The sequence below is a fragment of the Microthrixaceae bacterium genome (assembly GCA_023957975.1).
Lineage (GTDB): Bacteria > Actinomycetota > Acidimicrobiia > Acidimicrobiales > Microtrichaceae > JAMLGM01.
The window spans coordinates 116,614-131,076 of the sequence record JAMLGM010000001.1 but is presented as its reverse complement, the minus strand read 5'-3'; the positions used below and the strand labels follow the sequence as shown (position 1 = coordinate 131,076).

Annotated in this window: 11 protein-coding genes and 1 tRNA gene; 8 read left to right on the top strand and 4 right to left on the bottom strand. The window is 66.0% G+C overall.

Translation table 11 applies throughout. The annotated features are described in order from the left end of the window. The first annotated feature begins 71 nt into the window (after nucleotides 1-71). The 3 genes from topA to M9952_00600 are packed head-to-tail and all read left to right on the top strand — an operon-like array spanning nucleotide 72 to nucleotide 4,599. A complete protein-coding gene (gene topA, locus M9952_00610; GenBank protein MCO5311433.1) occupies nucleotides 72-2,870 on the top strand; it encodes a type I DNA topoisomerase in 2,799 nt (932 codons plus the stop codon). After that, nucleotides 2,870-3,535 (top strand): dTMP kinase, encoded by a 666-nt coding sequence (gene tmk, locus M9952_00605; GenBank protein ID MCO5311432.1) that lies wholly within the window; start codon nucleotides 2,870-2,872, stop codon nucleotides 3,533-3,535. Before topA ends, tmk begins: the two co-directional genes overlap by 1 nt. Continuing rightward, nucleotides 3,532-4,599: a hypothetical protein gene (locus tag M9952_00600; GenBank protein MCO5311431.1), complete on the top strand. Its 1,068-nt coding sequence runs from the start codon at nucleotides 3,532-3,534 to the stop codon at nucleotides 4,597-4,599. Before tmk ends, M9952_00600 begins: the two co-directional genes overlap by 4 nt. 4 nt (nucleotides 4,600-4,603) lie before the next feature. Here M9952_00600 and M9952_00595 read toward each other — a convergent pair whose 3' ends face one another. Next, a complete protein-coding gene (locus M9952_00595) occupies nucleotides 4,604-5,437 on the bottom strand; it encodes a thioesterase family protein (protein MCO5311430.1) in 834 nt (277 codons plus the stop codon). A 13-nt stretch (nucleotides 5,438-5,450) separates the two neighbouring features. Beyond that, complete coding sequence (locus tag M9952_00590; protein MCO5311429.1) at nucleotides 5,451-5,864, bottom strand: DUF3293 domain-containing protein; 414 nt, start codon at nucleotides 5,862-5,864, stop codon at nucleotides 5,451-5,453. 138 nt (nucleotides 5,865-6,002) lie between these two features. On the opposite strand from M9952_00590, the gene M9952_00585 reads away from it, so the two are divergent. From M9952_00585 to M9952_00565, 5 genes are all read left to right on the top strand, one after another. Further along, nucleotides 6,003-7,193 (top strand): CoA transferase, encoded by a 1,191-nt coding sequence (locus M9952_00585; GenBank protein MCO5311428.1) that lies wholly within the window; start codon nucleotides 6,003-6,005, stop codon nucleotides 7,191-7,193. Nucleotides 7,194-7,302: 109 nt separating this feature from the next. After that, a complete protein-coding gene (locus M9952_00580) occupies nucleotides 7,303-8,268 on the top strand; it encodes a polysaccharide deacetylase family protein (protein MCO5311427.1) in 966 nt (321 codons plus the stop codon). A gap of 74 nt (nucleotides 8,269-8,342) precedes the next feature. Further along, nucleotides 8,343-8,415 (top strand) — tRNA-Thr (locus tag M9952_00575). Nucleotides 8,416-8,527: 112 nt separating this feature from the next. Further along, nucleotides 8,528-9,601 (top strand): DUF2804 domain-containing protein, encoded by a 1,074-nt coding sequence (locus M9952_00570; protein MCO5311426.1) that lies wholly within the window; start codon nucleotides 8,528-8,530, stop codon nucleotides 9,599-9,601. A 94-nt stretch (nucleotides 9,602-9,695) separates the two neighbouring features. Then, nucleotides 9,696-9,995, top strand: coding sequence for a hypothetical protein (locus M9952_00565; protein MCO5311425.1), 300 nt, complete (start codon nucleotides 9,696-9,698; stop codon nucleotides 9,993-9,995). Between the two features lie 55 nt (nucleotides 9,996-10,050). On the opposite strand, the gene M9952_00560 is transcribed toward M9952_00565, so the two are convergent. Next, nucleotides 10,051-13,131, bottom strand: coding sequence for an SMC family ATPase (locus M9952_00560; protein MCO5311424.1), 3,081 nt, complete (start codon nucleotides 13,129-13,131; stop codon nucleotides 10,051-10,053). Beyond that, the gene (locus tag M9952_00555) at nucleotides 13,128-14,420 is read right to left on the bottom strand and encodes an exonuclease SbcCD subunit D (GenBank protein MCO5311423.1); all 1,293 of its coding nucleotides are present in this window, start codon (nucleotides 14,418-14,420) and stop codon (nucleotides 13,128-13,130) included. The genes M9952_00560 and M9952_00555 overlap by 4 nt, the downstream gene beginning before the upstream one ends. Nucleotides 14,421-14,463: the final 43 nt, after the last annotated feature.

Below are 14,463 nucleotides of genomic sequence, written 5' to 3'. Positions count from 1 at the left end.
GGGACTAATCGTTCTCCCGATCTCGCGAGGGTGTTTGACATACCCGGGAATCGGGATATTGAGTGAAGCCCATGGGCCAACCCCTCGTCATCGTCGAGTCTCCTGCCAAAGCACGTACCATTTCGCGATTTCTCGGCGACGAGTACGTCGTGGAGTCGTCGGTTGGGCACATCCGCGATCTGCCCTCGAAGGCGGCAGAGGTTCCGGCGGCGTACAAGGGAACGGTGCTCGCAAAGCTGGGGGTCGACCCCGACGACGGGTTCAAGCCGCTCTACATCGTCTCGCCGAACAAGAAGGAGCAGGTCAAGCGACTCAAGGACCTTCTGAAGGACGCCGACGAGCTCTATCTCGCGACCGATGAGGATCGCGAGGGGGAAGCGATTGCCTGGCACCTGCTCGAGGTGCTCAAGCCGAAAGTGCCGGTGCGGCGCATGGTCTTTCACGAGATCACCCCCGACGCCATCCAAAGCGCGATCGAAAATCCCCGCGACCTGAACCGCAGCCTCGTCGACGCCCAGGAGGCGCGGCGCATCTTCGACCGGCTCTACGGCTACGAGGTCAGCCCCGTGCTGTGGAAGAAGGTCATGCCGCGGCTCTCCGCTGGGCGCGTGCAGTCGGTCGCGACACGAATCGTGGTCGAACGCGAACGCGAACGTATGCGCTTTCGCACGGCGAGCTACTGGGATCTGTCCGCAACCTTCCAGCTCACCGGTGCAGGCAAGGACACGACCCCCTTCGGAGCGAACCTCATCGAGGTCGATTCGTTGCGCGTCGCGACCGGACGCGATTTCGACGAGACCGGCAGCCTGACCCGAGACGGTGCGGTCCTGCTCGACGAGGAATCCGCAGGCGCGCTGCGGGCGGCGCTCGAGGGTCGCCCTGCGACGATCGCGTCGGTCGAACGCAAGCCGTACACCCGCAAGCCGTACGCACCGTTCATGACCTCCACACTCCAACAGGAGGCGGGCCGCAAGCTGAGGTTCAGTTCGAGCCAGACGATGTCGCTGGCCCAGCGCCTGTATGAGAACGGCTTCATCACCTACATGCGTACCGACTCCACGACGTTGTCGGAAACGGCGATCAACGCGGCGCGAAGTCTCATCGCCTCCAAGTACGGCGAGGCCTACCTGCCCGACTCCCCCCGGGTGTATGCGAAGAAGTCGAAGAACGCCCAGGAGGCCCACGAGGCGATCCGGCCCGCGGGCGACACCTTCCGCAGCCCCGAGGAGGTGCGCTCCGTTCTCGGCACCCAGGAGTTCCGTCTGTACGAACTCATCTGGCAGCGCACGATCGCCTCGCAGATGACCGACGCCCGCGGCGAGAGCATGCAGGTGCGCATCGACGTCGACGCGAGCGACGGTCGTCGTGCCCGCTTCGCGGCGAGCGGCAAGACGATTCTGTTCCCGGGGTTCCTTCGGGCGTACGTGGAGGGAGCGGATGACCCGGATGCGGAACTCGAAGATCAGGAACGCATCCTGCCCGACATGGCCGAGGGCGACGGTGCGCGCAGCACCGAACTCGACGCCAAGGGCCACGAGACCCAGCCACCCGCCCGTTACACCGAAGCCTCGTTGGTGAAGCGTCTCGAGGAGCTCGGCATCGGCCGGCCCTCGACGTACGCGTCGACGATCTCGACGATCCAGGACCGCGGCTATGTGCGCAAGAAGGGCTCCGCGCTCGTGCCGTCGTTCACGGCGTTCGCGGTGGTGACCCTGCTGGAGCAGCACTTCCCGGATCTGGTCGACTACGCGCTGACCGCACACATGGAGGACGATCTCGACCGGATCGCCACCGGAGACGCCTCCTCGGCACCGTGGCTGAGTTCGTTCTACTTCGGCGATGGGGTCGACAGCGACCGTCCCGGGCTCAAGCACATGGTCACCGACATCGAACACATCGACGCTCGGGCGGTGAACTCGATTCCGATCGGAGCGGATGCCAACGGCGAGCTCATCGTCGCCCGTGTGGGGCGTTATGGGGCCTACATCCAGCGCGGCGACGATACGGCGAACATTCCCGACGATCTCGCCCCCGACGAACTCACCCCCGACAAGGCCGTCGAGCTGTTGAACACGCCCAAGGAGCGCAAGCTCGGCGATGATCCGGCGACCGGCAAGCCGATCTACGTGAAGAACGGTCGCTTCGGTCCGTACGTGCAGCTTGGCGACCACGACGACGAGACCGGCGAGAAGCCGAAGATGGCGTCGTTGTTCCAGACGATGACGCTCGAACGGGTGAGCCTCGATGACGCCTTGGAGCTGCTGAGTCTGCCGCGAGTGCTGGGTGTCGACCCGGCGGACGGGGTCGAGATCACCGCTCAGAACGGCAAGTTCGGGCCCTACATCAAAAAGGACACCGACAGCCGTACGATCGAAAACGAGGAGATGCTGCTCACCATCACCCTGGATGAGGCGCTGCGGATTCTGGCCGAACCGAAGCGGCGCCGCGGCCAGGCGGTGAAGGGACCGTTGAAGGACCTGGGCAAAGACCCGGATTCTGAGCGTCCGATCCTGTGCAAGGACGGTCGGTTCGGCCCCTATGTCACCGACGGGATCACGAATGCCTCGCTTCGCAAGGGTGACAGCGTCGAGGAGTTGACGGTCGAACGCGCCATGGAGTTACTGGCCGATCGTCGCGAAAAGGACATCGCCGCGGGCAAGGATCCGGCCAAGAAGGCCTCCGCCAGGAAGGCTCCGGCGAAAAAGGCCGGCGCGAAAAAGACCGCGGCCAAGAAGGCTCCAGCCAAGAAGACCGCGGCGAAGAAGGCTCCGGCGAAGAAGGCCGCGGCCAAGAAGTCGCCGACCGCGGCGGTCACTCCGAAAGCGGTGGCGGACGCGTTCATCGCTGCGGACGGCGACGAGCCGTTCTGATGTCCTCGACCGCCACCGGCGGAACCGGCCGTGTGGACCGCACAGCGCCGTTCATCGTCTTCGAGGGTGGAGAGGGAGGCGGCAAGACCACCCAGGCGGCCCTGTTGCGGGAGCGACTGGCCGATCGTGTCGGAATCGAAGCCATCGTGACCCGCCAACCGGGCGGCACCGCGATCGGGGCCAGGCTGCGTTCGATCCTGTTGGACGTGGACAATGCCGAATTGAGTGACCGCTGCGAGGCGTTGCTCATGGCGGCGGATCGTGCGCAACACGCGAGCGAACTCATCGGTCCGACCCTGGCGTCGGGGGTGGGGGTGATCTGCGACCGCTATCTCTACAGTTCGGTGGCCTACCAGGGCTACGGGCGAGGCCTCGACGCGCAGAAGGTCGCTGAAATCAGCGAGTGGGCGACCGCCGCGCTGTTGCCGGACCTGGTCGTGTTGATCGACATCGATCTCGACACGGCGTCGGCCCGCCTGCAGCGCGAACTCGACCGCTTCGAGCAGGCGGGTGCCGACTTTCATGAACGGGTTCGCCGGGGGTTCCTGGCCCAGGCGAACGAGGACCCGTCGCGCTGGGTGGTCATCGACGGGAGCCGGTCGATCGACGAGGTGGCCGAACAGATCTGGGATGCGGTGGCCCGACTGCCGATGGTGACGCAATGACGACCGGCATGGAGGCGACCTCCGACGACCTCGATGACCTGTGGAGCGAAGTCGTCGGCCAGGACCAACTCGTCGCACAACTGCGCCGCGCCGCGGCCGATCCAACTCATGCGTATCTGTTCGTGGGCGCTGCCGGGGTCGGGACCCGCGCCGCGGCCCGTGCATTCGCCGCCGAACTGTTGAGCGGCGGCGCCGACTCCGTCGACATCGCCAGGCATTGCGCGCTCGCGAAGGCAGAGCACCACCCGGCGATTCGCTTCGTCGAGCGAACGGGGGCGTCGATCTCGGCGGATCAGGCGCGCGAGATCGTGCGTCAGGCGCAGATGCGTCCGCCCGAGGGCGACCTGCAGGTGATCGTCCTCGTCGACTTTCACCTGGTGAGCACGGCTGCCCCGATCCTGTTGAAATCGATCGAGGAACCTCCGTCGGGGACGGTGTTCATCGTGTTGGCCGACGAGGTGCCGCCGGATCTGGTGACGATCGCGTCGCGCTGTGTCACCTTCGAGTTTCCGATCCTGTCGACCGCGCTGATCGCGGAGTGTCTGCGACGCGACGGGGTGAGCGGCGACGTGGCCGACGCCGCGGCCGCGGGCGCCGCGGGAAACATCGACCGCGCGCGGCTGTTGGCCACCGATCCGCTGGTGGTTGCCCGGCGACAGTTCTGGATCGATCTTCCGGGCCGACTCGACGGAACCGGAGCGACCGCCGCCAAGCTCGCGTCGGAGGTCATCGGCCGCGTCGATGAGGTGCTCGAACCGCTCGCGGAGCTGCACAGCCGAGAACTGACCAAGCTCGCCGAACAGGCCGAACGGTTGGGGTTACGCAAGTCGCAACAGGCTGAGGTCGAGGCGCGTCACAAACGCGAGCAGCGTCGGGTGCGCAGCGACGAGCTTCGAGCCGGTCTTGCGGCGCTGATGGAGGGGTATCGCCGCGACGCCGCGACGGCCCCCGACGCATTCGTCGCCGCTGCCGAACTCGTTGGCGAGTTCACCGAACGACTGGTGTACAACGCGAACGAGGAACTCGCGATTCAGGCGCTGTTCCTGCAGCTTCCGCGCCGTTAGCCCGCTACCACTCGAGGCGTAGCTTGGCGGTCTGGGTGACGGTGGCGACCAAGGTTCCGTCGGTGTCCCACAACGACGCCGGCCCTGATGCGAGACCGTTGGAGATGTCCCAGACCGATGAGTCGACACCGACCCACTCGCCGTGGGCATCGGCGTGGAACTGCACGGTGATCTGCAACGACACCGAAAACACCTCGCGGTCGCCCTTCGCCATCATCGCCGAGTGAATGGCGGTGCCGAGGGTGTCGGCCGGAACGACGAGGGTGGAACGCTCCCACGTTCCGTCGTCGGTGAGCGGGGCCTCGTGAAAGCGAAACCACATCAATTGCCGGTTCGTATCATCGGGCTGTTCGGGGGTGAGGACCCAGTCGGTGCGCTCCAGAAACGCCTGTTCTCGTGGCGCCGTGGCGGCGACGTGTTCGGGGGTTGGCGTGCCGAGAAGCTCGGGAGGGCAACTGAGCGAGCGCACGGTTGGCGCGTTGTCGTCGGCGGCGATGAAGACGGCGGTGATCACGGTGTTGGGACCATCACCGTTGGCGGCACTTGTTGCGTCGCGCAGCTCAATCGATGTCTGGGCGCCATTGCGCCCGCTGCGCAGAACCTCGACGTCGATCACCACGTCGCCCATCGGTACCGGCTTGATGAACGTCGCCGACATGGCGGAGAGCTGAAGGTCGGGCCGAGCGAGAACCCGTGTTGCGGCACGAAGCATGGTCGACATCACGATCCCGCCCTGTGAGTAGATGATCTGCCATTCCTCGCCGATCGTGGCATGGGTTCGGGTCGGCCGGTCGGGGTCGATCGTGGGGTGAGTGCTGTCGAGAACGTTCGTTGCCATGGGATGCGGGGTCCTACGTCGTGGTGTCGGAGTTGCCGGCGGATTTGACCACGCGAAGCACCCCGTTGGCCATCTCGTGGATCGCGAGCTGCCCGAATTCACGGGCGACCGCGACGGCGGTCGCCCGGTCGGTGCCGATCAGCACGTAGCCCGGCTCGTTCCAGGTGCCATCGGGCGAGGCGCCCTCGGCGTCGACGAATCGAATGGCGCTTTGTGTGAGGTGGGCTTTGAGGCGCTCATTTGCTGCGACGTTTTCTTCGTGTGGTCGTTCCTCGCCCGGATTCCAGGCGGTGATTCCGAAGAGCGGCTCGGGGTACGGGTTGGCATCGGAGCCGTAGCGGACCGACGATCCGTCGGGGCCGGTGAACGTGACGATCGACTCGTCGAAGATGTCCCAGATGGCCTCGGTTCCGTACGCGCTCGTCATGGCGCCAGTTCAGCAGACCGACTACGGCCGTGTGGGAGCGGTGTCGTTTCGTTGCGCCCTGCTGTGTCATGTCGCGCGACGTATCGTTGGTCGTCGCGTTGAGCGTCAGGCCGGAGCACGGCATCGGAGGACACACGGGTGAACGGACCGCTGAGCGATCTTCGGGTCATCGAAATGGGACAGCTGCTCGCCGGGCCCTTCTGCGGACAACTCCTTGCGGACTTCGGTGCCGACGTCATCAAGATCGAGGCCCCGGCAACCGGTGATCCGATGCGAGAGTGGGGGCGCGAAAAGGCGCAAGGAGCGTCGTTGTGGTGGCCCGTCGTGGCACGCAACAAGCGCTCGGTCACCCTGAATCTGCGCGAGGCCGAGGGGCAGGAGCTTGCGAGGCAGTTGATCGGCGAGGCCGACATCCTGATCGAGAACTTCAGGCCGGGAACGCTGGAGAAGTGGGGGCTGGATCCGGAGGATCTGCGGGCGACGAGACCCGAACTCATCGTCGTTCGTGTTTCGGGATACGGCCAGACCGGACCGTATGCCGATCGCCCCGGTTATGGTGCGATCGGCGAGGCGATGGGCGGGCTTCGAGCGGTCATCGGCGAACCCGACCGCCCTCCGGCTCGTGCCGGCATCTCGATCGGCGACACGCTTGCGGCGATCTTCGCGTGCGTCGGGACGCTGGTGGCGGTCCATCATCGCCACAACACCGGTCGAGGTCAGATCGTGGATTCAGCGCTGTACGAGGCGGTGCTCGGGGTGATGGAGTCGCTGATTCCCGAGTACACGGTCGCCGGGTACGTGCGACCGCGAACCGGGTCGATTCTGCCGAACGTCGCTCCCGCCAACGCCTATCCGACTTCGGACGGTGAGCATCTGATCAGCGGCAATCAGGACACCGTATGGCGCCGGCTGGCAGCGGCGATGGGTCGTGATGATCTCGCCGAGGACGAGCGTTTCGCCACGCACAACGCCCGCGGACAGAACCAGGAACTGCTCGACGGATTGATCGCGGAGTGGACCCGCACCCTGACCTCGGCACGGCTCGAGGAAGTGCTCAACGAGTTCGGGGTGCCGAACGGCAAGATCTACACCGCCCCCGACATGTTGGCGGACGCTCATTTCGCCGCGCGCCAGGCGATCGTAACGCTGGCCCACCCGCTGCTCGGCGACTTCGCGATGCACAACGTCGTGCCGAAGCTGTCGGACACCCCCGGCGCCGTGCGCTGGGTGGGCCCTGAGCTCGGTCAACACACCGACGAGGTGTTCGCCGAGGTGCTCGGCCTCGAAGACGGCGAACTCGAGGCACTCCGCGGCCGCGGCATCATCTGAGATGGCACCGTGTCCAAGCCGCGACGGTGCCGACGTGGGGTGCTGCGGGCGGCAGGCAAATTCCCCGGCCGCGCCGAAGATGTCGGCGGACACACGTAGAATTTCTGTTATGCGTCGCACCTCGGCATTGAGCAGTGTGCGTCGGTATGGAGTTCTCACGGCGGGCGTCTTCGGGGTTTCGGCCCTGCTCGCTGCGTGCACCGGAACGACTCGTGCCGACGTCATCGATGACGGTTCGATTCAGCGCGTGTCGACCACCGTCGCCACGATCGAAACGACATCGACCGCCGTTGAAGATACGACCACGATCGTGACCGACACGACACCGGTGACGCCCCCGGACACGGCCCCGGTGACGATTTGGCAGCCACCTCCGGTGCCGACGGTGTTGGGGCCGAATGGAGCCCCGATGAAGCCCCCGGTCGTTCGCCCGGCCGCGGCGTGGCTGCCCAACGGGGTGCCGGCTCCGGGGTCGATGTTTCGCGACTTGGTGGCGGACGAGTCGCTGGCCCCGATGGGGCCGGTCGTGGCGCTCACCTTCGACGATGGTCCAAGCCAGTACACGACACAGATCGTGAACCTGTTGAAGCTCTACGGAGTTCCGGCGACCTTTTTCCAGCTCACACCACAGTCGCAGCAGCGGGCCGATCTCGTTCGTCAGATGCAGGCCGACGGCTTTCGCCTCGGGGTTCACACGAAGAATCATGTGAAGCTCGCCGACGCCGACCCCGGCACGCAGATCGACCAGATCGTCGGGTCGATCGACCAGCTGGAAGCGATCACTGGGCCGGGAACGGTGCGTTGCTTCCGTCCGCCGTACGGCAGCTACGACCAGTACGTCCTCGACCTCGTCGCCTCAAAGGGATTAGCGACCGCCATGTGGTCGATCGACACCCTCGATTGGGAAAAGCCGGACTGGTTCACGATCGTCGGTCGAGTGCTGAACGGGGCGCAGGATCGCAGCGTGGTCCTGATGCACGACGGCGGCGGCGATCGAACCGCCACGATTCTGGCGCTGCCGTGGATCATCCAGGGGCTGCGCGATCGGGGATTCACGTTCGTCGCGGTGTGCTGATCACCCGGGATCGCGTCTCGCCCGGAACGGCTTTGCCGCGTCCGCGGTGGGTGCTGGTATCTTGGTCGGCCGACGCCCAAGTAGCTCAGTCGGTAGAGCAATTCACTCGTAATGAATAGGTCAGGAGTTCGATTCTCCTCTTGGGCTCACGGAAACCCCCGTAAACACGGGGGTTTCGTCCGTTTTCGAGGCCTGTCGGCGATGTCGGAGGGGTCGGCCGACGCGGCGTTCCCGCGAGGTGGTTCGATAGGGTGGCTCGATGAATGCCGACGCCGTCGCGACCGTGAACCCGTCGTTGCCGCCCGATCCGGTGGCACCTCCGCCAGCGGTGGTGATCGACGGGAGCTATCGGTTCGGTACGTACGGCGCGGCGATTCCCGTGGTGAACCTGTTGGACGCGGCGGGCTCGAGCCCGGTGCGTCGGGCGCTGCGTGGCCTGCGGACCAAGGAGTGGCAGGCGTTTCAGGCGGGCGACGACGACACGTTCATTCTTGGTGCCGTGTACACCGCGAAGGTGTCCGGCCTGTTGCAGGTGCTGGTGGTGAACAAAGCCGCCGCGACGATTCAGCGCTGGCAGAAGCTGGTGCCGGGCTGGGTCCCGGCGGTCGCCCATGGGCTTTCCGGCACGCGCTCTCACGGTCATGCCGGTGGATTCTCCGTCACGTTCACGAACGAGTTCGACGACGGCGTCGTGCGCATCGACGCAACCCATCCCGGTCGAGGCGACCTTGCGCCGCTCGAACTCCACGGTGTTGGACGGTGGGGTGCGAACGACGCCGGGCACCTGGTCATCGTCCACCCCTTCGCCGATGGCCGCGCGTTGTACTCGCACAAGACGATGATGCCCTTCGACGCGTCGGTTCGGGTCGGTTCTGACGAAATCGGACTGGCCGAAGACCGCGGCTTCCTGATCATCGACGATCATCACGGCGAGTACCCCCGACCCCAGCGCTACGACTGGCTGACCGCGGTTCGAAGGAGTCCGACGGGACTCATCGAGGGGTTCAACCTCACCGCCAATCAGGTTCGGGATCGGGAAGTGTTCAACGAGAACGCGCTGTGGATCGCCAACGCGGTCCACCGTCTTCCCGCGATCACCGTCGAACGGCCGAACGGGCCGTGGGGAAAATGGCACGCCCGCGATCGTTCGGGCGCAGTGGACGTGACGTTCACCCCGACCGTGCGGAACTCGCTGCACCTCGGCCCTCGACGGTGCCTCGCCGAGTACTACGCGCCGTACGGATGGTTCGAAGGAGCGATCGACACCGGTACGGCCCGGTTGGAACTCGACGGGTTCTTTGGCATGGGTGAGCAGAAGCTCATCCGCCTGTAGGTCTGTGTGGCGGCTAGGCGCCGCACGGCCCGCTCCGTGGAGTCCGCAACGGACGTGACCCGGCAGGGTCGCGGGGCGTGGGTAGGCTCACGAGATGGCTCGCACTGCACCCATCGTCGCCGCCTCACTGGTCGGCGGATACCTTGTCGCCCGGGAAACGAAGAAGCGTGAACTCGGCGGGATCGTCCTCGCTGTGGGTGGGGTGACGGCGTTTCGCAGTTGGGTGAAGTCGGTGGGCACCGCTAAGGCGTTGCTGTTGCTCGCGGTATATCTCGTTGGCTTCGGCGGTTCGCATCCGCTGGCGAAGAAGATCGGCGCGTGGCCGTCGGTGTTGACCGTGTCGGCCGCGGCGGCGACGGCCGCCCACATCGTGGCGGACCGTTCAGCGGACTGACGCACCCGGCGTGTGTCGCCTCGCCGACGCTGCCAGGCCGAGCGGTCGAGCGCGCTCAGACCGGGGTGATTTCTCCCAGGCGGGCCAGCGACCCCTTCGGCGTCGCGATGACCTCGACGCCGAAACCGATCCGCTCGCGAAGCGCTCCGACGTGGCTGATCAAACCGACCATGCGCCCACCCTCGCGGAGGCGGTCGAGTTCGTCCATCGCCAGTTGCAACGACTCGGGGTCGAGCGACCCGAACCCTTCGTCGACGAACAGCGCGTCGAGTCGAATTCCACCGTGGTGGGCCGAGACCGTGTCGGCGACACCGAGCGCGAGTGCCAACGACGCTTGAAACGTCTCACCCCCCGACAACGTGGTGACATTGCGGGTCTGGCCGGTGTGGGCATCAAACACGTCGAGGTCGAGTCCGGCTTGGCTGTTGCCCGAGGTCGGAGTCTCGCGCACCTCAAGGCGAAAGCGCCCTGAGGTCATCGTCACAAGGCGTTGGTTGGCGTACTCGCAGATCTCTTCGAGATAGCTGCGAAGCACCCAACGCTGTAGCGAGACACGGGGCTTGCGCTTGCCTGCGACCCGATCGGCGACGTGGCTCAACAACTCGACCGTCGATCGTTGAACCTCGTACTGGGCGAGTTGGGTGTCGAATCGTTCTGACAGCTTGCGCAGGTCGTCGCGTGCAGCCTTCAGGTGCGTTTCTCTGGTGGAGGCGCGCCGCGAGGCGTCGGTGGCGAAACGCGCTGCGCTTTCGGCGTCGGCGACGGAGGGGCGCTGCTGGGGCAGTGCGGTCACCCAGTCATGGGCGAGCAGTTCGGTCGCGGAATCGAGGCCATGGTGGTGGTCGTTGATCCGGGCAAACCAAACGTCGCGGTCGCCGCCCTCGCGCTGATATGCCGACAGGATCGCGGTTGGGGTGGCACGGTCGGCGAAGGTCGAGCCCCGCACGGCATTTTCCGCGTCGATGCGGGCGCGATCGAGCTCGCTCGCTGCGTCGCGGTGTTGCGTCGCCGCACTGCGAAGTGCGTGCGATGCGGTGTCGACGCCGATGAGCAACTGCTGTGCCCGGGTTGCATCGAGGCCTCCCATGTCGCCGAGCTGATCCAGGGCCGCCTGTGCCTGGGCGATCTGGTCGCCTTCGGTGGCTTGACGCCCCGCGAGTTCCGCTCGCAGCGCCGTCGCCTCGGCGCGCTCCGCTCGGGCGGCTATCAGGCTGCCGTCCACCTCCTGGAGTTCGCGTTGGACGCGTGTTGCGGTGCCTCCCGCCCGCTCGGCGGCCTGAACGGAGGCCTCAAGGTCCGCTCGCCGGTCGGAGAGCACCTCGACGGACGACGACGCTTCGGATACCTCGCCGAGGATGCCGCGTTGTTCGGCGATCTTGGTGGTGAGCTGTGACACGACGGTCGTGGCCTGCTCACGTTCGGCGGCGAGTGTTTCCACGACCCCGTCGGCCGCTTCGAGATCGTCGGGCCGGACCGCATCGTCGCTCGATTGCGCGACCGACGGGTGATCGAGCGAACCGCATACCGAACAGGGCTCTCCGTCTGTGAGCGACGCGGCGAGCACCGCCGCGATTCCGTCGAAATAGCGCCCGCGCAATGCCTGAGCGTCGTCGACCGCGGCCTGATGGGCGTCGACCGCCGCCTGACGAGTGGACTCGGCGGTCTGGCGCTGCTGCTCGAGTCGGGCGATCGACTTGGCGGCACCAAGTTGCGCTTCGAGGCGACTCAGGTCCGCCTGTCGTAGCTCGAGTTGGGCGGCGACCTCGCTTTCGGTGTCGAGCTGTGCGCTCAGTTCCCGGTGACGCTGCTCAAGGTCGGAGATCGTGTCGATAGTCGAGCGTTCGCGCTGTTCGGCATCCGCGAGTTCCTGAGCCGTGTGCGTTCGTGCAGCGTTCGCCTGTTCGAGTTCGGCACTCAACCGAGCCCGCTGTTCGAGCCCAGCGCGAGCGATTGCGACGATCGAGGAGACCTGCTGATGAAACGGCTCGACTCGACCGGCCTCGAAGTTCGCGATGTCGACGGCGGTGTCGATCGAGAGCGTCGCGAAACCCTCGTCAAGGACGGTTGCCTCATCGAGTGCCGTGCGGATGGTGGCGACCGCTTCGGTGAGTCGTTGCCAGGCAGTGTCGAGGCGCCGCTTCGCGTTGTGCTCGTCGCGAAGCGGAACCGCGATGGCGTTTGCGGCGTCGAACTCGGCGAGTCGAACCTCGAGTTGATCGATCTCGGGCTGCGCTGCGGCGAGCTGGCGGAGGTTGCTGCGTGCCCGGTCGGCCTGATCCCACTGGCTGAGCGTCAGCTTGGCGTCGGTCAGCATGCTGGCGGCCGTGGCCTCGGTGGCCCTGGCGGACTCGGCGTCGGCGACCGCGAGTGTCGCGGCCTGGTCGACCTCGTGAACGACGTTGGTGAGCCAGGTGATGTCGGGCCCCGAGTCGTCGGGCTCGCTGAGATCTAACTGGTCCTCGCGCTGAAGCAGCGCGGTTCGAAGGTCGAGGGCCTGCTGCATTACGGCTTCGAGGTCTCGGCCCGCGCCCTCGAGGATCTTGCGTTGCTCTCCTGCTCGCGCTTCGAGCCACTGCGTGGCACTCGCGTACAGCGAGGTGTCGAAGAGGGTGTCGAGCAACTTCTGACGTTCGTCGGACTTGGCTCGCAACACCTGCTCGAAGCGGCCCTGGGGCAACAACATGACCTGACTGAACTGAAGATGATTGAGTCCGACCAACGACTGGATCTCATGGTTGACGTCGGTCTGCTTTGAGCCGAGCACGGTCTCGGTTCCGTCGGGTTCGAGGCGGACCAACGTCGCCGACGCCGCCTTCTGGGTGGTTCCTCCGCCCTTCTTGGGTGCGACGTAGGAGGGCGATCGCGTCACCCGGTAACGGTGACCTGCGATGGTGAACTCCAGTTCAACCCTCGGCGTCGTGCCGATCTCGACGTGATGGGAGACCAGGCGATCGGAGCCCCGATGCCCGACCTCGCCGTAGAGCGCGAACACGATCGCATCGAGCAGCGTGGTCTTGCCCGCGCCGGTGCGACCGTGAATGAGAAACAGCCCTTCCTCGGCGAGTCGGTCGAGGTCGATATCTTGATGCTCGGCGAAGGCGCCGAACGCTGTGACCTGAAGTCGGTGCGGTCTCATCGTTGCACTCCCATCGCCTGTGCGAGCGCGGCGTCCAACCACTCGAGTTCGTCGTCGGTGGGGTCGCGACCCTCCTGATCGTTGAAGAAGGACCTCGTGAGTTCAAGTGGGGGCAGCTCGCGCCGTTGTGCTGCGTTGATGGTCGCCGAACCGGTGAGCTCTGAGCCGGTGGGGGTGTGGCGCAACTCGACGGCCCGGGCAAACCGGTAGCGAAGGCGGGCCATCGCGTTGAGCGGTAGGTGCACGTCGGTGAGCTGTGCCCGAACGTAGGACCCCTCGTGGTCTGCGAACGAGGAGTCGTGGAGGAGGTCGTCGAGTGTGCCACTCAGTGTGGCGAGACGCATGATCGCGGGTAACTGGACCGTCTCCACATCGACGGCTCCATCGGCGTCGAGGTCGATGATTCGCACGCACTTGCGATGGTGCTCCTCGGAGAACGAATAGGGAAGCGGTGAACCGGAGTAGGTGATGCGCCCACCCTCGAAGACCTGGGGTCCGTGAAGGTGGCCCAGCGCGACGTATCCGATGCCCTCGAAAACCGTGAGCGGAACCTGCTCGACGTTGCCGAGGGTGATGTCGCGCTCGGACTCCGAGGAGACGCCACCACCCACGAACGTGTGCGCCACGACGACCGTTCCCGACACCTCGCGCGTCTCGAGGTCGGCGCGCACGCTCGCCATCGCCGCGGCAGTGATGCTGCGGTGGGTGACGCGTCGACGCCGGATGGGTCGATCGGTCTCGGCGTCGGTCTCGGCGTCGATGTCGGCGCCGTCGCCGTCGCCGTCGCCGTCGCCGTCGCTGGCGCTGGCATCGTCTGCGACAATCGAACCCGCTTCGAGTGGCTCAAAGGCGGCCTCGCCGAATACGGAGCGAGCGGCCACAGGGTCGAGGTACGGAACCGCGTACACCGCGACGGGTGCGGCCCCGTGTCGCGATTCCACCAGGATCGGTTCGTCGCAGCATTCGATGGATCCGCGCAGGAACACGCCGCCGGATTCAAGCAATCTGCTGTGCACCGACACGCGACGGGCGGAGTCGTGATTGCCGGAGATGGCGATGACGACAGCGCCCGTCAGACGCAGCCGCGCGACAGCGGACTCCCACAGCTCGACCGCTTCGACCGGGGGAATGGCGCGATCGAACAGATCGCCGGCGATGATGACGGCATCGACATGGTGCTGTTCGGCGATCTCGACGATCGCGTCGACCATGGCGCGTTGTTCGTCGAGCAGTGAGCCGCCGTGGAAGGTTCGGCCGAGATGCCAGTCGGAGGTGTGCAGGAACCGCATGGGTCACAACCTAGAAGCGACCGCTGACACTCAGAATGGTTAT

Excerpts from the sequence above, each read along its gene's own strand:
- M9952_00590 (MCO5311429.1), bottom strand. The coding sequence starts at position 5,864 with ATGACGAGCGCGTACGGAACCGAGGCCATCTGGGACATCTTCGACGAG.
- M9952_00570 (MCO5311426.1), top strand. The coding sequence starts at position 8,528 with ATGAATGCCGACGCCGTCGCGACCGTGAACCCGTCGTTGCCGCCCGAT.
- M9952_00565 (MCO5311425.1), top strand. The coding sequence starts at position 9,696 with ATGGCTCGCACTGCACCCATCGTCGCCGCCTCACTGGTCGGCGGATAC.
- tmk (MCO5311432.1), top strand. The coding sequence starts at position 2,870 with ATGTCCTCGACCGCCACCGGCGGAACCGGCCGTGTGGACCGCACAGCG.
- topA (MCO5311433.1), top strand. The coding sequence starts at position 72 with ATGGGCCAACCCCTCGTCATCGTCGAGTCTCCTGCCAAAGCACGTACC.
- M9952_00580 (MCO5311427.1), top strand. The coding sequence starts at position 7,303 with ATGCGTCGCACCTCGGCATTGAGCAGTGTGCGTCGGTATGGAGTTCTC.
- M9952_00555 (MCO5311423.1), bottom strand. The coding sequence starts at position 14,420 with ATGCGGTTCCTGCACACCTCCGACTGGCATCTCGGCCGAACCTTCCAC.
- M9952_00600 (MCO5311431.1), top strand. The coding sequence starts at position 3,532 with ATGACGACCGGCATGGAGGCGACCTCCGACGACCTCGATGACCTGTGG.
- M9952_00560 (MCO5311424.1), bottom strand. The coding sequence starts at position 13,131 with ATGAGACCGCACCGACTTCAGGTCACAGCGTTCGGCGCCTTCGCCGAG.
- M9952_00595 (MCO5311430.1), bottom strand. The coding sequence starts at position 5,437 with ATGGCAACGAACGTTCTCGACAGCACTCACCCCACGATCGACCCCGAC.